The 21678-nt window shown below is 27.6% G+C and carries 29 protein-coding genes, 1 pseudogene and 1 riboswitch; of the genes and pseudogenes, 18 read left to right on the forward strand and 12 right to left on the reverse strand.

Features of this window, described 5'->3' with window-relative positions; translation table 11 throughout:
• The first annotated feature begins 2 nt into the window (after positions 1–2).
• The 3 genes from AC5SLL_RS02880 (at position 3) to AC5SLL_RS02890 (ending at position 3551) form a co-directional block, all read left to right on the forward strand.
• Positions 3–407 carry a transcription antitermination factor NusB gene (locus tag AC5SLL_RS02880; protein ID WP_494586981.1) on the forward strand — a complete coding sequence of 135 codons (405 nt, stop codon included), beginning with the start codon at positions 3–5 and terminating at the stop codon, positions 405–407.
• Entirely contained in the window at positions 400–1359 is a 960-nt protein-coding gene (gene thiL, locus AC5SLL_RS02885) for a thiamine-phosphate kinase (protein WP_494586982.1), read from the forward strand. Before AC5SLL_RS02880 ends, thiL begins: the two co-directional genes overlap by 8 nt.
• Before the next feature lie 86 nt (positions 1360–1445).
• Positions 1446–3551 carry a sodium-translocating pyrophosphatase gene (locus AC5SLL_RS02890; protein WP_494586983.1) on the forward strand — a complete coding sequence of 702 codons (2106 nt, stop codon included), beginning with the start codon at positions 1446–1448 and terminating at the stop codon, positions 3549–3551.
• A gap of 1 nt (position 3552) precedes the next feature.
• Here the strand turns inward: AC5SLL_RS02890 and AC5SLL_RS02895 are convergent, their stop codons facing one another.
• The gene (locus tag AC5SLL_RS02895; protein WP_494586984.1) at positions 3553–4017 is read right to left on the reverse strand and encodes a hypothetical protein; all 465 of its coding nucleotides are present in this window, start codon (positions 4015–4017) and stop codon (positions 3553–3555) included.
• Between AC5SLL_RS02895 and AC5SLL_RS02900 the strand changes: the two genes are divergently transcribed.
• From AC5SLL_RS02900 to AC5SLL_RS02925, 6 genes are read left to right on the forward strand one after another with little or no spacing between them, the layout of a single operon-like run.
• Positions 4016–4483: a ubiquinol-cytochrome C chaperone family protein gene (locus AC5SLL_RS02900; protein ID WP_494573669.1), complete on the forward strand. Its 468-nt coding sequence runs from the start codon at positions 4016–4018 to the stop codon at positions 4481–4483. The two genes, AC5SLL_RS02895 and AC5SLL_RS02900, sit on opposite strands and share 2 nt — an antisense overlap.
• A 7-nt stretch (positions 4484–4490) precedes the next feature.
• Positions 4491–4673: a 50S ribosomal protein L32 gene (gene rpmF / locus AC5SLL_RS02905; RefSeq protein ID WP_494573670.1), complete on the forward strand. Its 183-nt coding sequence runs from the start codon at positions 4491–4493 to the stop codon at positions 4671–4673.
• Between the two features lie 26 nt (positions 4674–4699).
• Positions 4700–5704, forward strand: coding sequence for a phosphate acyltransferase PlsX (gene plsX / locus AC5SLL_RS02910; protein WP_494580733.1), 1005 nt, complete (start codon positions 4700–4702; stop codon positions 5702–5704).
• Positions 5704–6006, forward strand: a complete 303-nt coding sequence (locus tag AC5SLL_RS02915) for an integration host factor subunit alpha (protein WP_494586985.1) — start codon at positions 5704–5706, stop codon at positions 6004–6006. Before plsX ends, AC5SLL_RS02915 begins: the two co-directional genes overlap by 1 nt.
• Positions 5996–6373 (forward strand): MerR family transcriptional regulator, encoded by a 378-nt coding sequence (locus tag AC5SLL_RS02920; protein ID WP_494586986.1) that lies wholly within the window; start codon positions 5996–5998, stop codon positions 6371–6373. Before AC5SLL_RS02915 ends, AC5SLL_RS02920 begins: the two co-directional genes overlap by 11 nt.
• Position 6374: 1 nt before the next feature.
• Positions 6375–6566, forward strand: a complete 192-nt coding sequence (locus tag AC5SLL_RS02925; RefSeq protein WP_006996892.1) for a 50S ribosomal protein L33 — start codon at positions 6375–6377, stop codon at positions 6564–6566.
• Position 6567: 1 nt separating this feature from the next.
• Here the strand turns inward: AC5SLL_RS02925 and AC5SLL_RS02930 are convergent, their stop codons facing one another.
• Positions 6568–6858: a chorismate mutase gene (locus tag AC5SLL_RS02930; protein WP_494573674.1), complete on the reverse strand. Its 291-nt coding sequence runs from the start codon at positions 6856–6858 to the stop codon at positions 6568–6570.
• Positions 6859–6900: 42 nt separating this feature from the next.
• Here AC5SLL_RS02930 and AC5SLL_RS02935 point away from each other — a divergent pair, with 42 nt between their 5' ends.
• Positions 6901–7923 (forward strand): COX15/CtaA family protein, encoded by a 1023-nt coding sequence (locus tag AC5SLL_RS02935; protein WP_494586987.1) that lies wholly within the window; start codon positions 6901–6903, stop codon positions 7921–7923.
• A gap of 10 nt (positions 7924–7933) precedes the next feature.
• Here AC5SLL_RS02935 and AC5SLL_RS02940 read toward each other — a convergent pair whose 3' ends face one another.
• Positions 7934–9235 carry an O-acetylhomoserine aminocarboxypropyltransferase/cysteine synthase family protein gene (locus AC5SLL_RS02940; RefSeq protein ID WP_494586988.1) on the reverse strand — a complete coding sequence of 434 codons (1302 nt, stop codon included), beginning with the start codon at positions 9233–9235 and terminating at the stop codon, positions 7934–7936.
• Between the two features lie 4 nt (positions 9236–9239).
• Positions 9240–9308: riboswitch (SAM riboswitch) on the reverse strand.
• Between the two features lie 139 nt (positions 9309–9447).
• On the opposite strand from AC5SLL_RS02940, the gene rplM reads away from it, so the two are divergent.
• Genes rplM through AC5SLL_RS02975 form a run of 7 tightly spaced genes read left to right on the forward strand, consistent with a single transcriptional unit; the run spans position 9448 to position 14662 of the window.
• Positions 9448–9909, forward strand: a complete 462-nt coding sequence (rplM, locus tag AC5SLL_RS02945; protein WP_494573777.1) for a 50S ribosomal protein L13 — start codon at positions 9448–9450, stop codon at positions 9907–9909.
• 1 nt (position 9910) lies between these two features.
• Positions 9911–10351 carry a 30S ribosomal protein S9 gene (gene rpsI / locus AC5SLL_RS02950; RefSeq protein ID WP_494580727.1) on the forward strand — a complete coding sequence of 147 codons (441 nt, stop codon included), beginning with the start codon at positions 9911–9913 and terminating at the stop codon, positions 10349–10351.
• A 33-nt stretch (positions 10352–10384) separates the two neighbouring features.
• Positions 10385–11407 carry an N-acetyl-gamma-glutamyl-phosphate reductase gene (argC, locus tag AC5SLL_RS02955; RefSeq protein WP_494586989.1) on the forward strand — a complete coding sequence of 341 codons (1023 nt, stop codon included), beginning with the start codon at positions 10385–10387 and terminating at the stop codon, positions 11405–11407.
• A gap of 11 nt (positions 11408–11418) precedes the next feature.
• Complete coding sequence (locus tag AC5SLL_RS02960) at positions 11419–11607, forward strand: hypothetical protein (RefSeq protein WP_494586990.1); 189 nt, start codon at positions 11419–11421, stop codon at positions 11605–11607.
• Entirely contained in the window at positions 11608–12900 is a 1293-nt protein-coding gene (locus AC5SLL_RS02965; protein ID WP_494586991.1) for a homoserine dehydrogenase, read from the forward strand.
• The gene (locus tag AC5SLL_RS02970) at positions 12900–13796 is read left to right on the forward strand and encodes an AEC family transporter (protein ID WP_494586992.1); all 897 of its coding nucleotides are present in this window, start codon (positions 12900–12902) and stop codon (positions 13794–13796) included. Before AC5SLL_RS02965 ends, AC5SLL_RS02970 begins: the two co-directional genes overlap by 1 nt.
• Before the next feature lie 17 nt (positions 13797–13813).
• Positions 13814–14662 (forward strand): DMT family transporter, encoded by an 849-nt coding sequence (locus tag AC5SLL_RS02975; RefSeq protein ID WP_494573682.1) that lies wholly within the window; start codon positions 13814–13816, stop codon positions 14660–14662.
• A 532-nt stretch (positions 14663–15194) separates the two neighbouring features.
• On the opposite strand, the gene AC5SLL_RS02980 is transcribed toward AC5SLL_RS02975, so the two are convergent.
• Both AC5SLL_RS02980 and AC5SLL_RS02985 read right to left on the reverse strand, forming a co-directional pair.
• Entirely contained in the window at positions 15195–15473 is a 279-nt protein-coding gene (locus tag AC5SLL_RS02980; protein WP_494586993.1) for a methylated-DNA--[protein]-cysteine S-methyltransferase, read from the reverse strand.
• Positions 15454–15891, reverse strand: a complete 438-nt coding sequence (locus tag AC5SLL_RS02985; RefSeq protein WP_494586994.1) for a GNAT family N-acetyltransferase — start codon at positions 15889–15891, stop codon at positions 15454–15456. The genes AC5SLL_RS02980 and AC5SLL_RS02985 overlap by 20 nt, the downstream gene beginning before the upstream one ends.
• An 81-nt stretch (positions 15892–15972) precedes the next feature.
• Here AC5SLL_RS02985 and AC5SLL_RS02990 point away from each other — a divergent pair, with 81 nt between their 5' ends.
• The gene (locus tag AC5SLL_RS02990; RefSeq protein WP_494586995.1) at positions 15973–16929 is read left to right on the forward strand and encodes a site-specific integrase; all 957 of its coding nucleotides are present in this window, start codon (positions 15973–15975) and stop codon (positions 16927–16929) included.
• 69 nt (positions 16930–16998) lie between these two features.
• On the opposite strand, the gene AC5SLL_RS02995 is transcribed toward AC5SLL_RS02990, so the two are convergent.
• The 7 genes and pseudogenes from AC5SLL_RS02995 to rfbC form a co-directional block, all read right to left on the reverse strand.
• Positions 16999–17211 (reverse strand): hypothetical protein, encoded by a 213-nt coding sequence (locus AC5SLL_RS02995; RefSeq protein WP_494586996.1) that lies wholly within the window; start codon positions 17209–17211, stop codon positions 16999–17001.
• Between the two features lie 72 nt (positions 17212–17283).
• A pseudogene (locus tag AC5SLL_RS03000) lies at positions 17284–17463 on the reverse strand (class I SAM-dependent methyltransferase); the annotation flags it as partial.
• Between the two features lie 171 nt (positions 17464–17634).
• Complete coding sequence (locus AC5SLL_RS03005; RefSeq protein WP_494586997.1) at positions 17635–18543, reverse strand: glycosyltransferase family 2 protein; 909 nt, start codon at positions 18541–18543, stop codon at positions 17635–17637.
• On the reverse strand, positions 18516–19523 hold the full coding sequence (locus AC5SLL_RS03010; RefSeq protein WP_494586998.1) for a glycosyltransferase: 1008 nt from the start codon (positions 19521–19523) through the stop codon (positions 18516–18518). Before AC5SLL_RS03010 ends, AC5SLL_RS03005 begins: the two co-directional genes overlap by 28 nt.
• Positions 19524–20396: a glycosyltransferase family 2 protein gene (locus tag AC5SLL_RS03015; protein ID WP_494586999.1), complete on the reverse strand. Its 873-nt coding sequence runs from the start codon at positions 20394–20396 to the stop codon at positions 19524–19526.
• A gap of 2 nt (positions 20397–20398) precedes the next feature.
• Positions 20399–21145, reverse strand: a complete 747-nt coding sequence (locus AC5SLL_RS03020) for an FkbM family methyltransferase (protein WP_494587000.1) — start codon at positions 21143–21145, stop codon at positions 20399–20401.
• The gene (rfbC, locus tag AC5SLL_RS03025; RefSeq protein ID WP_494587001.1) at positions 21145–21678 is read right to left on the reverse strand and encodes a dTDP-4-dehydrorhamnose 3,5-epimerase; all 534 of its coding nucleotides are present in this window, start codon (positions 21676–21678) and stop codon (positions 21145–21147) included. The genes AC5SLL_RS03020 and rfbC overlap by 1 nt, the downstream gene beginning before the upstream one ends.

The following is a 21678-nucleotide window of genomic DNA, read 5'->3' on the forward strand; positions in this document are numbered from 1 at the left end:
GAATGAGAACTCCATATAACCCAAATCAAAATCCTAGGGTTATTATTATTCAAAAACTCTATACTAAATTTTTTAATGATGATGAAGATATAACTTTTTCAAAACACAGATTTAAAAAATCTATTAAAGATGTGGTGCTTGGTACAATTGAAAGAGATGATGTTATTAAAGAAGAGGTCAAAAATTTTTTAAGTGAAGATCTTGAATTGTCAAATATGGATAAAGTTTTCCAGATCATTGTTAAGGCAGCTATATATGAATTTCTTTATAAGCCTAAAATTTCTAAAAAAATCATAATCAAGGAATATTTAGATGCTTCAAATTTTTTTTTAGAAGACTCCCAAACTAAATATTTGAATGCAATATTAGATAAAATTGCCAAAAAAATAAGAAATTCTAATGCATGAATTTGATTTAATTAAAAATTATTTTCAAAAACTTTCTAAAAAGACAATTGGTTCTTTAAACCTTAATGATGATGTTTTTTTTGATAAAAAACATGAGTTAGTAGTATCAATAGATACATATATTCAAGGAAACCATTTTATAGATTTTAAAAAACCAGATTTGGTAATAAAAAAGATCATAAGATCATCAATATCTGATTTAATTTGTAAAGGCGTAAGTCCAAAATACTATTTTGTTTCAGGCTCAGGTAATAAAAAATCTTTTTCAAAAAATAACTTAAAAAAAATATCTAAATCACTTAATGATGAACAAAAAAAGTATAAAATTTATCTTTGTGGTGGTGATACGGTTTTTTCTAACAAATTAAGTTTTACAATAACCTCCATTGGTTTTGCAAAAAAAATTATTGAAAGAAATAAAGCTAAAATTAATGATGACATTTATGTTACAGGAAATTTAGGTGATAGCTATTTAGGGTTATTAGTTTTAAAAAATAAATTTAAAATAAACAAAATTCAAAAAGATTATTTTATTAACCAATATTATAAACCTAATATTCAAATCGATTTATCTAAACATTTAAATAAATTTGCAAATACTTCAATTGATATTTCGGACGGTTTACTAGCAGATCTTGAAAAATTGATTAATAATCAAAAACTATCTTATAAAGTAAGTTTAGATGATATACCAGTTTCTAATTCCTTGAATAAACTCATATCAAAAAAAAATATCTTGAAAGAGTATTGTATTTCAAAAGGTGATGATTATCAGGTTCTATTTACTGCCTCGAAAGATAAAAGAAGAATCATAAAAAAAGTTTCAAATGAATTAAGAGTTAAAATTTCAAAAATAGGAATAATTCAAAATTTAAATAATAAACCCACATTAATTGATAAAAAAAGAGGAATAATTAGCCTTAAAAATAAGGGTTATTTTCATCATTTTTAAAAAGTTAAATATTGCCTTTTATGGTTTTTTTTGTATTGTCCGGACTTTAAACGTTTAATTTAACAACCAAACAACCAAAAGGCAAAATGAACTCAATCGTCGAAACAATATTACTTTATACTATAGCTGCTGGATTTCTTTCAATTGTATATGGATACTTTACTGGAAAAAATATATTAAGCTCGAGCACTGGAAATGCTAAAATGCAAGAAATTGCATCTGCTATTCAAATTGGTGCAAAAGCTTATTTAGCAAGACAATACAAAACAATTGCCGTGGTTGGAGTTGTTGTTTTGGTTATTATATGCATTGTATTTAGTCCTCTTGTTGGTTTAGGTTATTTCATTGGTGCAGCTTTATCTGGTATAGCTGGTTATGTTGGAATGTTAGTTTCAGTTCAGGCTAACGTTAGAACTGCTGAAGCATCTAGAAAAGGTTTAGCAAGTGGTTTAGCTGTAGCATTTAAATCAGGTGCTGTAACAGGTATGTTGGTTGCTGGTTTGGCCTTGTTAGCAATAGCTGTTTATTATTATTTTTTATTAAAAGCAGGAGTTGATGAAAGGGAAATTGTTAATGCTCTTGTTGCTCTAGGTTTTGGTGCTTCTTTAATTTCAATTTTTGCAAGATTAGGTGGCGGAATCTTTACCAAAGGTGCTGATGTTGGTGCTGATTTAGTTGGAAAAGTTGAGGCAGGTATACCTGAAGATGACCCTAGAAACCCAGCTGTAATTGCAGACAACGTTGGAGACAATGTTGGTGATTGTGCTGGAATGGCTGCAGATTTATTCGAAACTTATGCTGTAACAATTGTTGCAACAATGGTTCTTTCTTCTATATTTTTTTATGGTGATATTAATATGATGATTTACCCATTAACGATTGGGGGCGCTTGTATTTTAACATCAATACTAGGAACATTTTTTGTAAAACTTGGAAAAAGTAAAAATGTAATGAATGCATTATACAAGGGATTTGTTGTTTCTGCAGTTTCATCATTATTAATTCTATATCCAGTAACTGATTATGTTATTGGCTTTGCTAATGAGTATTCTGTAAATGGAAAAACTTTTACTGGTATGAGTCTTTATTACTGTGGTGTAATTGGCTTAGTTATTACCGGTTTATTAATTTGGATTACTGAATATTATACTGGAACAGATTATAGACCTGTAAGAAGTATCGCAAAATCATCAACAACAGGACATGGCACAAACGTTATTCAAGGATTAGCTGTTTCTATGGAGGCAACTGCAATTCCTGCTTTAATAATTGTTGCGGGTATTCTTGCTACCAACTCTATTGCTGGTCTTTATGGAATTGCTATTTCCGTAACAACTATGCTAGCTTTGGCTGGAATGGTCGTCGCACTTGATGCGTATGGTCCAGTTACAGATAATGCGGGTGGTATTGCAGAAATGTCAAATTTACCAAAAAGTGTAAGAAAAACTACAGATGCGTTGGATGCAGTTGGTAATACTACAAAAGCTGTTACCAAAGGTTATGCTATTGGATCAGCAGGGTTAGGTGCACTAGTTTTATTTGCCGCTTATGTTGAAGATATTAAACACTTTTCTGGTGTAGCAGGATCAAAGCTAGAAGGAATAGTTGTAACATTTGATTTATCTAATCCATACGTTGTAGTTGGATTATTAATAGGTGGAATGCTTCCATATTTATTTGGATCAATGGGAATGCAAGCCGTAGGAAGAGCAGGAGGGGCTGTTGTTATAGAAGTTAGAAGGCAATTTAAAAAATACCCAGGTATTATGAAGCGTAAACAAAAACCTGATTACGCTAAACTTGTTGATTTATTAACATTAGCTGCAATTAGAGAAATGATTTTACCTTCATTATTACCAGTTCTATCTCCGATTGTTTTATACTTTGTTATATTTCAAATTGGTGGGCAAGTTGCTGCTTTAGCTGCTGTCGGTGCAATGTTATTAGGTGTCATAATCACTGGATTATTTGTTGCAGTTTCAATGACAGCTGGTGGTGGTGCTTGGGATAACGCTAAGAAATATATTGAAGATGGAAATTATGGTGGAAAAGGTTCAGAAGCTCATAAAGCAGCTGTTACAGGTGATACTGTTGGTGACCCATACAAAGATACTGCTGGGCCTGCTGTAAACCCAATGATAAAGATTACAAATATTGTTGCTTTATTATTGTTAGCGGTGATTGCGGGCTAGATTATTTTATTTTTTTTTTCCCGAGTGGATCGTTGATTTTTTCTCTTAAAGAATACAAGAATTCATAGATAAAACTATTTTTAGAATAACTCATTTGGGTTGTGTTTTCTGTGAATTTTATTTCATTCATTTTATCTTTATCAAAAAAAATGCTTTTTGTTAGAATACCTTTGTTATCGATATCTAAAAGTAAAATGTTATTTTTTAGTAATTTTTTTTTCCCTAATCTTGATAATTTTGTTGAGCTTGTTTGAATTTCCATATAAATCCATAATTCCTCATCAAAAGAACCTTTTGTAGATGGAGGACCCAAAAGTTCAAAGATATCATTTTTATTAGTTTTGCCAATCACAAGTTTTTCACTTTTTTTTTCTAAAAAATGCACACCATGATGCTTTATAACTTTATTTAATGTACAACTTGAAATAAATAAAAAAAGAACAATTAGATTAAAAATTTTTTTCATGAATAAAAACTATATTAATATTTACAATAATTTAGTTAAATTAACTAGAAATAAAGAATTGTATAAAGACTTTAAAAATCAAGACACATTTTCAGACAGAATGATCTTTTTTCTATTACATTTTGCTTTTTTTTTAAAAATTTACAAAAAAGATAACAATAAAGAAATACTCCAAGAAATTTATGATTATGTCTTCAGGCAATTGGAGTTAAGTGTCCGAGAGATTGGTTATGGAGACCAATCGATAAATAAAAAAATGAAAGATTATCTCAATTTATTTTATGGAATGATTGATAAAATTCATAATTGGGATCATTTAAACAATGAATCAAAAAAAGAGCAATTAACAATATTTTTAGATAATGCTCAAAATAGCGATTATTTGGTAAAATATTTTGATAAATATATTGAATTTTTGATAAATAACACTTTAAATTCTCATATAAAAGGTGTAGTTAAACATTAATTTTATTATGGCTGTACCAAAACGTAAACAATCACCGTCAAGAACTGGGATGAGAAGAGCTCAGAATATGAAATTTTCATCTAAAAATATAGTTGAGGATAAGAAATCTGGTGAGTACAGACTCCCTCATCATCTAGATCTTAAAACTGGTATGTATCGTGGTAGACAAGTTTTGGACCCTAAAGAGTAAATTATTTTTTCAACTAAATAAATAGAATGAGCAAAACAATCAAAATTGCTGTTGATGCAATGGGTGGCGATGGTTCACCAAAAAAAATTATTGAAGGTATTAATCATCATTTTAAAAACAATAAAAATACCTTTTATCAAATTTTTGGTGATAAAGGTCAAATTGAAAAGTTTATTACTGATGAATTGCCTAGTGAAAACTTTGAAATAGTTCATACAGAAGATGTTGTTAAAGGAACAGATAGTCCATTGGAAGGTGCAAAAAGAGGAAAAAAAACTAGTATGTGGTTAGCGATTCAGAGTGTTAAAGAAAAAAAATCTGATGTAGTAATTTCAGCAGGGAATACTGGTGCATTATTAGTTATTTCAAAGTTAAATCTTAAAATGATAGACAATATAGATAAACCAGCTCTTTCAGCCTTATGGCCAAATAAAAAGAATATGAGTGTTGTTTTAGACTTAGGTGCAAATATTGAATGTAGTCCGAAAAATTTAATTGATTTTTCGATAATGGGTTCCTCTTTATTTAATTCATTATATCCGAACGATGAAGCAAAAGTTGCACTATTAAATATTGGCTCTGAAGAACTTAAAGGAAATGAAATTATAAAAGAAACTTATCAACAGTTGAATAAAAGAACTAATAACGATTTTGAGTTTAAAGGTTATATTGAAGGGAATCAATTAATGAACGGTGATGTTAACGTTATAGTAGCAGATGGTTTTACTGGCAATGTTGCATTAAAGACTGCTGAAGGTACTGCTAATTTTATCACAAGTGAATTAAAAAAAGCAATGACTGGAAATTTGATTGGAAAAATGTCATCGCTACTTAATATTTCAAATTTAAAAAAATTTAAAAAAAGACTGGATCCAAGATTATATAATGGGGCAATTTTTATTGGATTAGACTCCCCTGTAATTAAAAGTCATGGTGGAACAGATTATATAGGTTTTTCAAATTCTTTAAGTGTTTGCTCTAAAACGGTAACTGGAAATTTGATTGAAAAAATAACTAATAATATTAATTAATGACGAGAACTAACCTTACAAAAAAAGATCTAATTAACTCAATTTATATGCAGATTGGTTTTTCTAAAAATCTTTCTGAAAATTTAATTGATGATTTTTTTACTACAATCCTGGAAAATTTAAAGATTGAAAAAAAACTTAAACTTTCAAAATTTGGTACGTTTTCTATAAGACAAAAAAAAAGTAGAGTTGGAAGAAATCCTAAAACTAAAGAAGAAGCGGCTATATCTGATAGAAATGTTGTTTTATTTAAAGCTTCTAAAGAGTTTAAAGATTTAGTAAATTCTATAAATGATCAATAAAAATTTAGATGCTTACAAATCAATAGGTGAGGTTGCTAAAATTCTAGATTTAGTAAATGCCAAAAAGGGTACTTTAAATACTCATACCATAAGGTTTTGGGAAAAAGAATTTAAACAGATCAAACCAAAAATTCTCAATGGTAATAGAAGATACTATAATAATCAGACTATAGAAGTTCTTAAAAAAGTTAAATTTTTACTTAAAGAACAAGGAATGACAATCAATGGAGTTAAAAAAGTTCTCAATTCTGACAAATCTTTAAACCTTGACGAATTATCAAATAATTCTATAAGTGCTAATTATAATATAAGAAATAAATTAAAAAATATTTCTAACTTAGTAAAACAAATTAAAAAGCTTAAATAGTATGGCAAAAAAAACACACGTTAAAGTAAGATTGGTCCCTGAAGCTAAACCTGATAGTCCTTTTTTCTATTATGTAAAAAAGCCAGCGGGCGGTGAAAAAGCTAAAGTTAAATTGTCTGCTAAAAAATACAATCCATCAACTAGAAAACATGAAATGTTTGTGGAGAAAAAACTACCACCACACAGTAAATAGTTTATTTCTTCTTAAAGTTTCTCTTCTCGTAATCAATAAAAGACCAAATCATATTCTTCCAAATTCTGTTCGTAATTTTTGGATCAATTTTTGTCTTGATTGATTTTTTTTTAATTTTTTTAAGTATATAGCTTATTCTTGTTTTATCGATTATTTCTTTTTTATAAATTTTTACTTTTAAAACTTCATTTACTAAAAGCGATCTTTTTTTAATAAGTTTAAGCAGATCATTATCTAATTTATCAAGTTTTATTCTTAATTGGGTAAGTTTTTTTTTATTAGTAGGCGACATTTAATCAATTGGTTATTAAAATAATTATTATAAGTATAATTTATGTTTGTAAATAGCGACAACTATATAAAATATTTAAAGATATGGTTAATAGGACTATTTTTGCTAATTGTTCTTATGGTTGCGGTAGGTGGCTTAACCAGATTAACTGACTCAGGCTTATCCATTACGGCATGGGAGCTTTTTTCAGGTATATTGCCACCACTTAATTCAAATGATTGGAATATGTATTTTGAAGAATATAAAAAAATTCCAGAGTATAAAAATATTAACTATGGAATGTCTTTAAACGAATTTAAAGTAATTTTTTATTGGGAGTATGCTCATAGATTATTAGCACGTATTGTTGGCTTGTTTACCCTAATACCTTTAATTTTTTTTTGGATTAAATATAGAGATTCTAATTTTTATTCTAATAAATATTTTTTGATATTTTTTCTTATATGTTTGCAGGGATTTTTAGGTTGGTTTATGGTTACAAGTGGATTAACACAAAATAATGATGTTAGTCATTTTAGATTAGCAATTCACTTATCACTTGCACTTTTTATCTTATGTTTAATTTTTTGGTATATTTTAGATTTTTTTGATATTCAAAAAATAGATTATAAAATTCCACAATCCTTATTGTTATTTATTTTTTTATTGATTGTTATTCAAATTATATTGGGCGCTTTTCTTTCAGGTTTAAATGGAGGTTTAATTTATAATACTTGGCCAGATATGAATGGTACTTTTTTTCCAAATGATGTTTTATTATTAGATCTTTTTACCTCTGAGTCATTTTATAATACTTCTATTATTCAATTTTTACATAGATCAACTGCCTATCTGCTTGTGATCCTTGTTATGATTATTAACTATTTATTTATTAAAGAAGGAGTTGCCATAAAGAATATAATTCTTTTTGATATAGCTTTACTTATTCAAATATTATTAGGAATCGTTACATTAATGTCTGGTGTAGAGATAAAGTATGCATCACTACACCAGTTAGGTTCTATTTTTGTATTAACAACCTATATTTTACTCATTTATAAAAACTCAAGAGGTTTTTTAAAATGATAAAGAATTGTTATGAAGCACTAAGTGCTTGATCAAGATCATCTATTATATCGTCAATATGTTCTAATCCTATACACAGTCTTATATATCCAGGTGTAACTCCTGCAGCACTTAATTCTTGCTCCGTGAGTTGGCTATGAGTTGTCGTTGCCGGATGTATAGCTAAGCTTCTAGCATCTCCTATATTTGCTACATGATAAAACATTTTTAAAGCTTCTATAAATTTCTTACCAGACTCAATGCCACCTTTTAGTTCTATTCCTATTAAAGCACCATTTCCTCCATCAAGATATTTTTTTGCTCTTTTTCCAATATCTCCCTCATACTTAGTTGGGTAAATCACTCTAGAAACTTTTTTATGATTAGATAAATGATCCACTGTTTTTTCCGCATTAGAGCAATGTTGTTTCATCCTCAAGGCTACTGTTTCAAGTCCTTGAATTATTCCAAAAGCATTATCAGGAGCTAATGCAGCTCCAAGATCTCTCAAAAGAGTAACTCTTGCTCTAACAGCAAAGGATACATTGGCGCCAGTTAATTCAGGAACTGCCTTACCCCATACTACGCCACCATAACTTGCATCAGGTTCATTAAACAAGGGTTGTCTTTTTGGATTGGCTGTCCAATCAAAATTTCCACCATCAATTAGTGCTCCACCTACAACTGTACCATGTCCACCTATATATTTTGTAAGTGAGTAAACCACTATTGCAGCTCCATGCTCTATAGGCTTACAGATGATAGGGGCGGCGGTGTTATCAACTATTAATGGAATATTATATTTTTTTCCAATATCAGAAACTTCTTTAATAGGAAATACTCTTAAATATGGATTGGGCAATGTTTCTCCATAAAAAGCTCTAGTTTTATCATCTATTGCTTTTTCAAAGTTTTTAGGATCTGCTGGATCAGCATATCTAACTTCAATACCAAGCTTGCTCAATGTATGAGTAAACAATGAAACAGTTCCACCATAAAGATCTGTAGAACTAACAATATTATCCCCAGCTTGAGCAACATTCAAAATAGCAAATGTTGAAGCTGTTTGACCCGAAGAAACAGTTAAACTTGCTAATCCACCATCTAAGGCAGCTAGTCTTTTTTCAAGAACATCATTGGTTGGATTCATAATTCTTGTGTAGATATTTCCAAACTCTTTTAGACCAAATAAATTGGCTGCATGCTCAGTGCTATCAAATAGATATGAAGTTGTTCTATAAATTGGGACAGCTACAGCTTTTGTAGTTGGGTCACTTCTATAATCACCACCATGTAATGCGATAGTTTCTGGGTTTTGTCTTTTTGTACTCATCTTAATACTCCTTTTTTAGTACTTTTGCTTTATGCAAGGCGTACAATACAGTTCAAATGCGCCTACCGAAAATGTGGGTAAAAAATCCATTTTAGCAATTATTAGCCTGCAATAGGAACAAATCGGCAAATAAAAATTACCATTAAATGGCTATATTGCAAGAGAAATATAAAATTGACTTTATAATTATTAATAGTATTAATCCACGCTCTATGACTAAATTTTTAAAAAGTAGCGAATTAACAAGTAATTGGTTTGAAATTGATGCTAAAGGAGCAGTTGTTGGAAGACTAGCATCTATAATAGCAATGATTGTTAGGGGAAAAAACAAAACTACTTACACACCTCACATGGATGATGGTGACTTTGTAGTTGTTAAAAATATAGAACATGCAAAATTTACTGGAAAAAAATTTAAAGACAAAAAATACTATAGACATACGGGCCACCCAGGTGGAATTAAAGAAATAACTCCTGAAAAACTATTAGAAAAGAATAAACCAGGAGAGACTTTAAAATTAGCGGTTAAAAGAATGTTACCAGGAGGTGTTCTTGGTAGAAAGCAACTAACTAAAGTTAAAATTTATGCTGGTGAAGAGCATCCTCATGCAGCTCAAAATCCTAAACTTTTAGATTTAGGAAAATTAAATAGCAAAAATTTAATTAGAAATTAATATGGAACAAACAGCACAAACAATATCAAAAAAACCTAAGATCAAGTTAGATTTTAAAGATAGCAAATATGCTACTGGCAGAAGAAAAAAATCAATTGCTAAAATTTGGTTAAAAAAAGGGACCGGTAAAATTTATGTTAATGGTCGAACAATGGATGAATACTTCACTAGTGGTAGTCATAAAATGCAAATTACTAGACCTTTTGAAATTATTAATCAAGCAACAGCATATGATGTTAGATGTAGTGTTGCTGGAGGCGGTCACACTGGACAGGCAGGAGCAATGGTTCACGGTATTGCAAAAGCCTTAATATTATTTGACTCAGAACTAAGAAGTACACTAAAAACAGAGAAACTTAACACCAGAGACTCAAGATCTGTTGAAAGAAAAAAACCTGGTCGTAAAAAAGCTAGAAGAAGCTTCCAATTCTCGAAAAGATAATTTTTTTTTATTTCAAAATAGTTATAATAAACAATGCCTAAGCTTAATGTTTTAGTTGCTGGTTCAACTGGTTATATCGGTGTTCAATTAATAAGATTATTAGTTAAGCACAAAAATATTAATATAAAATATTTGTGTGGTAGCTCATCTGTTGGTAAGAAAATTACTAGTTATGAAAAATCATTAAAATCAAAAAATTTACCCAAGATTACTAAATTTAATAAATCATTTTTAAAAGAAGTTGATTTGGTATTTACCGCATTACCAAATGGTGAAGCTCAATCTATATCAAATAGTTTATTAAAACATAATGTGTTGATTGATTTGGCAGCAGATTTTAGACTTAATAATGCATCCTTATATCTAAAATGGTATAAACAAAAACACAGATCAATTTCAAATATTAAAAAATCTATATATTCATTACCTGAAATTACAGGTGAAAAAGTTAAAAATTTTAATATTATTGGTTGCCCGGGTTGTTATCCAACATCAATATTGTTACCGTTAATTCCATTGATTAAAAAAAATTTAATTAAAGTTAATAATATAATTATAGACTCTAAATCGGGATATTCTGGAGCTGGAAGAGGAGTACATGACAAATATAAAAATAAAAACCTTTATGAATCTTTAAGTGCCTACGGTGTTGGTTTTCATCGTCACAATTCTGAAATACAACAAGAGTTTAATTTTTTTACAAAAAAGAAAGTAAATTTTACTTTTACTCCACATTTAACACCAATGTTTAGAGGAATATTAAGCACCATTTATGTAGAGCTAAATAAAGGATCTACAATTAAAAAATTAGAAAAAGTTTTGATTAATCATTATCCCAATAATGGATTTGTAAAAATTCTAAAAACTAACTCTTTAATAAGTACAAATGATATAATTAATACAAATAACTGCCATATATCAATTTGTAAAACTAAGTATAAAGATAAAGTGATTATCTTGTCATCAATAGACAATCTAATTAAAGGTGGCGCAGGACAAGCTATACAAAATATGAATATTAGATTTGGATTTAAAAAGACAGAGGGCTTAATATGAAATATTTCTTAATGTTTTCATTTTTATTTTTTTTGTCTTGTTCTTTAGATAAAGTTTCTATTAAAAAAACTATTGAAAAAGAAAAATATACTAAAATGTTAGAAAAAAATGGAGATTTTAAACAAATGTCATTTGATGAATTTGATTTATTTCTTAAAGAATATTCAAAAAACTCAGACTATCCTGATATAAACAAGTAAATGAAAATGAATTTAAATATTGCTGTAGTTGGATTGGGTCAAGTAGGTAACTATTTACTAAATGAATTAAATATAAAAAAAAAAGAAATTGAATTAATTACAGGCAAAAGAATTAATGTTGTAGCTGTTTCTGCAAAAAACCTAAAAAAGAAAAGAAAATTTAAAGTTAATAAAAATATCTTTTTTAAAAATCCTTTAGATATTTTTAAATTAAATAAAGTAGATATTTTATTTGAAGCAATAGGAATGTCAGATGGCATTTCTAAAAGAGTAGTTGAAACTGCTTTAAGAAATAAAATTCACGTTATTACACCAAATAAAGCTCTAATATCAAAACATGGAGATTATCTTGCTAAATTAGCTGAAGATAATAATGTAAATCTTGAATTTGAAGCATCTGTTGCTGGTGGTATTCCAATATTAAGAACTATTAAAGAGGGTCTAGCAACTAACAAAATTACTAAAGTTTATGGAATTTTGAATGGAACTTCTAATTATATTCTATCAGAAATGAGAAATTCTAAAGATAGTTTTGCCAATGTTTTAAAAAAGGCTCAAAAATTAGGATACGCTGAACCAGGTAACCCTAAATTAGATCTTAATGGTTTTGATGCTTTTGCTAAAGTAAGAATTTTGTCTGCTCTTGCATTTAATACTAAGATTTCAAAATATAAATGTTTAATGGAAGGAATTGAAAAAATTGAATTAAAAGATATTGAAATAGCTAGCCAATTAAATTTACGTATTAAGTTACTTGGTATCTCTGAAATTATTAATGGTTGTTTATTTGAAACTGTCCACCCATGTCTTGTAAGTAAAAATTCTTATATTGGTAATGTTTCTGGTGTGATGAATGCTGTCATACTTGAGGGTAAACCTGTTGGTGAAAGTATATTACAAGGAGAGGGTGCTGGGCCTGGACCTACTTCTTCATCATTACTATCTGATTTACTTTCTATTTTGAAAGGGGATATTAAAAAACCCTTTGGTATGCCTAACAACAAGCGTAAGTCCATAAAATGTTATAATGTCAATAATTATACTAATTCTTTATATTTGAGATTTGAAGTTAAAGATAAACCTGGTGTTCTGTCCAGGATTACTAACAGGTTAGCTAAATACAAAATTTCTGTAAAAAGAATGATTCAAACACCAGATAAAAAAAATAATAAAGCTACTGTTGTTATTATTACTCACAAAACAAGCGAACTTAATTCAAATAACTGTCTTGCAAAATTTAAAAAAGATAAAGATATTCTTAAATATCCTACATTAATTAGAATTCATAATTAATGGAATTATATTCCAAAATTTTTGAAGTTTTATTTCCTGTTTTTTTTGTTATCGGTATTGGTTATTACCTAGGCAAAAAAAATCCAAAAATAGACACTAATTTCATAACTAATTTTGCAGGTAATATAGGAACGCCTGCAATGATTTTTTATACCGTAACTACCACAGGTATTACTTTAGCAGTTTTTACCTCCTACTTCTTCTATGCTTTGGTTATGATTGGAGGCTTTTCCATAGTTGGTCTAATACTTCTTTTTATTTTAAAAAGAGATCTAAGTATGGAACTACCGCCAATGATTTTACCAAATACTGGTAATATGGGTATACCAATTTGTCTTTTTGCTTATGGTGCTGAAGGGCTTGGTGTAGCATCTGCTATAGCCTCTGTTATAATTTTGTTTCATTTTACGTTGGGTGTTTTTCTTGCTAAAAAAAAATTTTCTTTCGATGTGGTTCTTAAAAGTCCTCCTGTTTATGCAATAATAATATCAATATTATTTCTTTATTTTAACTTAGATGTCCCGGTATTTCTTGAAAACACCACTTTTCTTTTAACATATGCAACAATATTTTTAGTTTTAATGTCCCTTGGTATAGCCTTAACAAGGTTTAAGTTTTCTTTAAAAAATTCAATTATATTAGCCTTAGGACGTGTTATTTTGGGTCCAATCATATGTATTCTTATAATAAATAAACTCGATTTGAATGGTTTTGCAGCTGGTGTCTTATTAATACAAAGTGCAATGCCAAGTGCTGTGTTAAATTATCTTGTTGGATCGATGTATTCACCTAAAAAAATTGTTGATAGTATCGCTAGTACAATTGTAACATCTACATTGATGTCTTTTATTACTATTCCAATAGTAGTATTCTTTGCTTTAAAGTACTTCAATTAAACTGTATCTATTGGCTTATGAAAGCCATTATTTTTAGCTTATTAGGTTGGATGTTTCTTCCAGTAATGGATGGATTTGCAAAATATTTAAGTACAGATTTACCAGTACTACAAATAACTTGGGCTAGGTATTTTTTCACAGTTGTATTTACTCTTCCAATAATGTTTTTCTTTTATAAAAAACACCTAGTCTGGTCTGATAAACCAAAACTACAAATACTTAGAGGTTTGATTTTACTTTCTGCGAATGTGTGTTTTTTTTATTCAATATCTGTAATCTCACTAGCTAAGGCCTTAACATTAGCTTTTATTGCTCCATTAATCGTTACAGCATTTTCACCCATTTTATTAGGTGAGAAGGTGGGTTTAAGAAGATGGACAGCTGTAATAATTGGATTTGTAGGTTCCTTAGTAGTAATTAGGCCAGGTTTTTTAGAATTAAATCTAGCAAGTTTTGCTGCTCTAGGAACAGGTGTTATGTATGGTTTTTATTTGATAATTACAAGAAAGCTAAGTACTTCAGACAACCCATTATTAACGCTTTTATTAACAGGTTTAGTTGGGGCGATCATAATATCTATGATAATTCCTTTTATTTGGGTTAAACCTACTCTTAATCAGTGGTCTATTATGGCTGGAATAGGGGTCTTTGCATGCATTGGACACTTATTCCTTATATTGTCGCTTAAATATGCTGATGCATCTAAATTAGCTCCTTTAGGCTATACTGAGATAATTCCAAATGTGATTATTGGCTACTATTTCTTTGGTGATTTCCCTGATAATTGGACATTTTTAGGTCTCTTTATAATTGTGCTAAGTGGTATATATATTTCTAGAAGAGAAGTAGTGGTTAAGAGAATTTAATATAGGTTACTTATATTTACTAATACTTAATATAGTACATTAAGTTTACAATTTATAGTATTGTAATCATTAAATTTTATAGTAATAAATAATTATCAAAATAAGAAGAAAATAGCATATTCAGAGTTAAAAATTTATAAATACTTTTTTAAATTAAAGTCATGATATTTAATTAAAGCTTAATTTTTTAAAAATTATTCTAATCAATAAAAAAGCATTGTATATCAACGTTTATATCCAATCCTAGTCTATAAAATATAATGATATGTTGCCCAGATATGAGGTGGGAGTCAAAAACCCTTTAAAATTGAGCTTTTTTGGACAACTAAAAAACTGTTGGTATTGTTCAAAACTAGAGCAATGCACTATCAGAATATGCCTTTTAAACGTCCATAGAGCACCTTAGTTTTAGCATGATCTCATATCTGGTACAACTAAAGGGTGCATTATAACATTTTTAGTAATTGTTATAAAAAAGCTCTATAAGGATTGATTTTATTGACTTTTAGATGCTTTTAATAGGCTTGAATCTCTATTTGATGAAAACCTTCTCAGACCTTAATAATTGACGTTTTAGCCTAATCCCACCTTTTGCTGAGTAACCACCAAGGCTTCCGTCCGATCTTATCACCCTATGACAGGGTATTTTGGGTGGATAGGGGTTTTTACCCACTGCATTAGCAACAGCTCTGAATGCTTTAGGTTTTCCAATGGCTTTAGCAACTTCCAAGTAGGTCTTAACTTTGCCCTTGGGTATTTTCTTTAGGTAATTCCAAACTTTTAGCTGAAACTTAGTCCCCTTTAAGTTCATATAGTTCAAAACCTGTATTATTAGCTATTTTATCGTATAATTTCTTTGCATTTTCATTGGAAGAGTGGGTGATCCAACGAATTCCATCCCAATTATTGGCTTTAGATAATGATTTTAGGTGACTAATGAGTTTTTGAGCTATTTTTTGACCTCTGAAATCTGGGTCAACAAATAAATCGTCTAAAAAGCCTATATATTGACCCTTAATCGGTCTTGGCATTGTTCTATAATGAGCAATTCCAAGGATTTTGTTATTTAATTCAAAGCATATTCCGTTAACAATATGATTTTCATCATTAATCCACTCCCAAAGAGTTTCTAAAATACCCATATTCATTGGAACATTATAAAAAATTGCATAATCTTGATATAAATTTGACCATCTTTTAAAATCATCTTTATTAAATTTTCTAATCATTTTTTTTAAATTAAACTATTGACTTATAAAATCACTTAATATATTACTAACGATAATTAATGGTTATCAATAGTAATATATATGAATAATATAATAACAGATATAAAAGCATTACAAGAAGAAACATTATTAAATCTTAAAAGCTCTAAAGCTAAGAATACAATAAGAGCCTATAAATCTGATTTTAATGATTTTGGACTGTTTTGTGCTCAAAACGGATTTAAATCTTTACCGTCAGAAGCAAAAATAATATCATTATATTTGACACAACTATCAACTAAAGAAGTTAAAATCAGTACCATAAAGAGAAGATTGGTATCAATAGGAGTAATACATAGGCTTAAAGGTCATTATTTAGATACCAAGCATCCGTTAATTGTCGAAAATTTAATGGGTATTAAAAGAAGAAAAGGAAGCATTCAAAATGGAAAAAAACCATTATTAATCAATAATTTAAAAAGATTAATTAATGTTATAGATCAGCAAAAAAAAGAGCAGATTAAAATATTTAGAGATAGAACTATAATCTTAATTGGATTTTCAGGTGGTTTTAGAAGAAATGAAATAGTTTCACTTGATTATGATGATTTGGATTTTGTTGAAGAAGGAATTAAGATAAATATAAAACGCTCAAAAACTGACCAGTTTGGTGAAGGTTCTATAAAAGGCCTCCCCTACTTTGACAATTCTCAATATTGTCCAGTAGTTTCATTGAAAAATTGGATAGATATAGCAAAAATTAATTCTGGTTCTTTATTTAGGAGATTTTCTAAGGGTTCAAGATTAACAGAAAAAAGATTAACAGATCAAACAGTAGCTTTACTCATTAAAGAATATTTACAATTAGCTGGTATAGATAATAAAAATTATTCAGGTCACAGCTTAAGATCAGGTTTCGCTACTTCAGCAGCTGAATCTGGAGCAGAGGAGCGAAGTATAATGGCTATGACAGGGCATAAATCTTCAGAAATGGTAAGAAGATACATTAAAGAAGCAAACTTATTTAAAAATAATGCATTAAATAAGATTAAAATTTAGTTTTATTTGTCTAAGTTTAAATATTTCAATGTATCATCATAACTTTTAATATTTAAAAAATTTTTATGATTATAAAAAGTAATCACTAAATTTTAATCTTTTAAAATTTTTACAGTTTAGATCAAGAATATTTTGGTTTTTATTCTTTCTTATTATGGCAACACCAAAATCAATTTTACTAGTAATTATATCTAAATACGGATCACACCTCAATTCAACAATAGATTTCCAAACATCACCGTTCCAAGATCCTCTATATCTTGGTACAGCCTGATGCGCCAAACTTCTAGGAAGACAATCATGAACTAAAATAAACCCATCATCATTTAGAATCTTTAAAGAATTCTTAATATCTTTAATAACTTGTTCATAATAATGAAGCCCGTCAATAAAAATTACATCATATTTATCGTTAGGATTTTTTAAGAAAAAAATATCGCTAGTAGAGCGAATTGTGCCACCGCTAATTGGGTCTACACCTACCTTGTTTTTAATTCTTATTTTAGAAAATAGTTGGTCTTTATCACAACCAATTTCAAGATAATTTTCAAAATTTTATTTATTGATTATCATTTGAATCAAATCCCAACGATAAATATTTTTAGGAAAATCAAAAAATAGTTTTTTAGAAAATCTTTCTAAAAATATAAAATGATATATCCTAAAAAAGAAAAGTTTAAAAAGGTTAAGATTTTCCATATTTCTCTAAAAAATTAACTTATATATCATAGTTACATATAATAAAATTGATATTAATCTAAAAAAATTTTTTAAAGATTTTTTAAATCTTAAGATTAATAAATTAATTATAAATCTCTGTAAATAATCAATAAAATTTTTAGAAATAATTAAAATCAAATTAATTAATAAAACATTTTTTTTCAGGTAAATATATTCAGAAATTTTATGAATTATTGATAATTTATAACTTTGGAAATAATTTTTTTTTGAAGAAGAGTTTTCTAAATGAATAACTTTAGCTGAGGGCACCTCAACTACAGTTTTGCCTTTTTTAATTATACGATCACATAAATCATTGTCCTCAAAGTACATGAAAAAGTCTTTATCAAATCCTCCTAATTCCAAGAAAAAATCTCTTCTCATAAAAAGACAGCATCCAACTAGAAAATCACAGCACATATTATTTTCCGGAATATTATTTAAGGAATTGAAAAGCTTTCTCCCTTTTATTTTTTTGACATGAGAAATTGAACCGTTGGTTCTTCTTTTCATGTTAGAGTCATATAAAGAAGGTCCTATAACACCAACATCATCATTATAATTTAAAAATTCAGAATAAAGAGCATTTATTAGCTGTTCGTTAAGAAGAATATCTGGATTTACGATTAAAACATAAGGAGTTTTCGATTTATTAACACCTAAATTATTAGCTTTCCCGTAACCTAAATTTAAGTCAGGCGTAATTAACTTTATGTTTTTAAAATCATTAATAAGAGAATCAAATTTATTCGATTTTGAATTATCAATTATAATTGTGGGAAATTTTTTTAAAGTTTCTAAATTTTGAATAATCAATTTTTCACTTTCATAACTAACAATAATAATAGTAATATCTTTATAAAAACTCATATAGTTTTTAATAATTTTACCCATTGTTTAGAAATAATACTTAATCTAAATTTTTTTGAATGATTAAATGAATCTTTAATTAACTTATTTTTCTTATACTTATTTAATGATAATAGGTAAAAAATTTTATTTTCTAAATCATCAAAATTTTTTGCTATAATGCTATTATAGTTAGAAATTGAATATTTTTTTAAAGCAGTTTTTCCAAATGTAATAATGGGTAAACCACATGAATTTGCCTCTAAAGCATTTAAGCAAAATGTCTCATCGTATCCGAGACATATCATTGCTAATGAATTTAAATATGTACTTTTAAGTTTTGATTTAGAAACACGTCCGTAAAAAAAAATATTTTTAGATTTTAAAAATTTAAGTTCTGATTTTAGTTTTTTAGTATTAACACCAAAAATATATAATTTTAAAGATTTATCTCTTTGGTAAATTTTATTAACCCAAATTTCTACTAATTTACTTAATCCCCTATCCCGCTGAACTGACCAGACAAAAATTTTTTTTCTATTAAAATTTAGTTTTTTTGTTATAAAAAAATCTGAAAGAAAATTTGAAATTACAAATCTTTTTTTAAACAAAAGAAAGTTATTAGTGATATTGCTAAGATAGTCACTTACAAAAACTACATAAGGTCTATGATAAATTATTGGAAAAAAATTTTTTTTTCTAATTGCTTTTTCAATTTGCAATTTATTATGAAGCCACAGAATTTTTTTTGATTTATTGAAATATGAATATAGAGACGTATCATTTGAAGAAACAATTATATCATACGAATAATTCTTAGCATTTTTTTTTAGTTTGTTGATAGGTATATTGACAATCTTATCTTTAATTAATGTTTTTTTACAATTTGTTGCTAGTGTAATATTAAAATTTTCTTTACTTAAGGTCTTTGCTAATTCTATATTTAAAGATTCTACGCCACCTAATTTTTTAAGATTATTTGATTTCAAACTAAAATTTGAAGGACAGCTAAGCAATATATTCATTTAATTAAATAGTTTGATATAAAATAGTGTTAATTTAACTTTTAATAAATCTAAATAATAATTAATGTTTTTGTTTGGTTCTTTTAACAAACCCTCAAACTTAGTGTCAGATCTTAAATAGTGTTTTTTAAAAAATCTAATAGTTATCCCCCACTTTTTTAAAAAGATTTTATTTCCTTTATTTCCAGTATCAGTGATTGAAAAGAAATTTTTTTCTTTTTGACGTGTAACAACTGAACCAAAATGATAAACTCTAGATTTACTAACACCTTTAAATATTCTAACTCCCAGCTTCCATAATTTCATATTTAAATCAGGGTCCGAACCTGTGCCGGGTGAAAATTCAACACTAAAGCCTCCTACTTTATTCCAAACCTCTTTATGAATAAGATGTGGTGCCCAAGTAGAACCTTGGAAATCATCACAATTAAGACTCATATAGTTTTTCAATAATCTTAACTCATCAAAGGTTTTAGCAGTTTCACCAGCATAGAAATTTAAATGACCATTAAGTTTTGGATCACCATTTATCATCGTTCCCGACAAATAAAAAAGTTTAGTATTTAATTTGTTAACTTCTTCAATCAGATATTGATCCCAATTAGGACAAAAATACATATCATCATGAGCATAAAGTATTAGATCATAAACACTAATTGATGCAGCTTTATTGCAACCTACGCAGATACCATCATTGATTTTGGAATAAGAAAATTTATAATTATTCTTTTTTACATAATCAAGAGTTCCATCATTTCCCTCATTAACATGTAGAATTATTTCATTTGGTAATTTTGAATTTTTTTGAATACTTTCTATAGCAAGTTTTAGATAATCTAAATTATTAAAAGTAGGAATTATTATAGATATCATTATTAATTTGTATTATTTGGCACAAAGACCAAATCGTCATGAACCCAGTTAATTAATTTATAATTGTGTTTTGTCATAAAATTATAAATTTCTGAGGATATAATGTTATCAATTTTATTCATGTAATATTCTTTAATTTTAATATCTATAAATTCTAAAACAACTAATTCAGGTTTATATTTATTTATGTCGAAACCATTTAATACATTCATTTCATGACCCTCCACATCTATACTTAAATAGTTTATCTTTTGATTTTTGTATGGGCTATTTTCAATAATATCATTTAATGTACGAGTTCTTATTTTTCTAATTTCTTTAGCTTTTGCCCCAGTTTCTTTTGATAAAGTATTAATAGCTGATCTATTATGAAAAAAATATAAATCTGTATCCTCATTTTTATCTGAAATTGCTGCATTTACATTAAAATCTTTTTTTCTAAAAAAATTAAATAAATCAATACTATTAAAATCTAAATCAATATTGATTCCAGTCCAACCCCTTTTATAAAGTCTATAAGTATTATTATTTAAGAAAGGTTGGTGACAACCAATATCAATATATATGCCATACTCTTTTTTTTTGAAAAAATCATCAGCCAACATATCTAGGCCCCAATTCGAATAAAAAGTATTTTGTTTAAGAATTTTTCTAGTTTTAAAATATTGATAGATAAAATAAAATATTTTAAAAAAATTAAATCCTTTTTTATACAAATACTTTTCTTTAAGACGTTCTTCTATCTTCATTAATTATTTTTAATTTTAGTAATAAAATTCTTAAAAGATAAACCATTAGCATCTTTATTTGATAGAATAGGTTTTATTTTAGGCCACTTGATACCAATATCAACATCGTTAAAATTTAAGGTTATTTCAGAATTTGCATTTCTATAGTTCGTGCAGTTGTAAGCGATTATATTTTCTTTTTCTAAAGCAAGAAAACCGTGTGCAAAGCCTTCAGGAATATAAATGCTTTTACAGTTGGTATCGCTAAGTATTAAAGAATAATATTGTCCAAATGTTTTTGATTTAACTCTTAAATCAACCATAACATCAAAAATTTTACCTTTTATTATAGATAGGTATTTTCCTTGGGAATTTATAGTTTGAATATGTAGACCTCTTAAAACATTTTTATTAGATTTGGAAATAATTTGAAATCTAAATTTTTTCTTTATAATTTTTTCTAAATAAAGTTCTCGTAAATATCCCCTTTTATCTTTATGTAATTCACCCTCTATAACGAGCAAATCTTTAAATCTATTTCTAATAACTTTCAT

It is taken from the genome of Candidatus Pelagibacter sp. PS_43 (assembly GCF_059417795.1).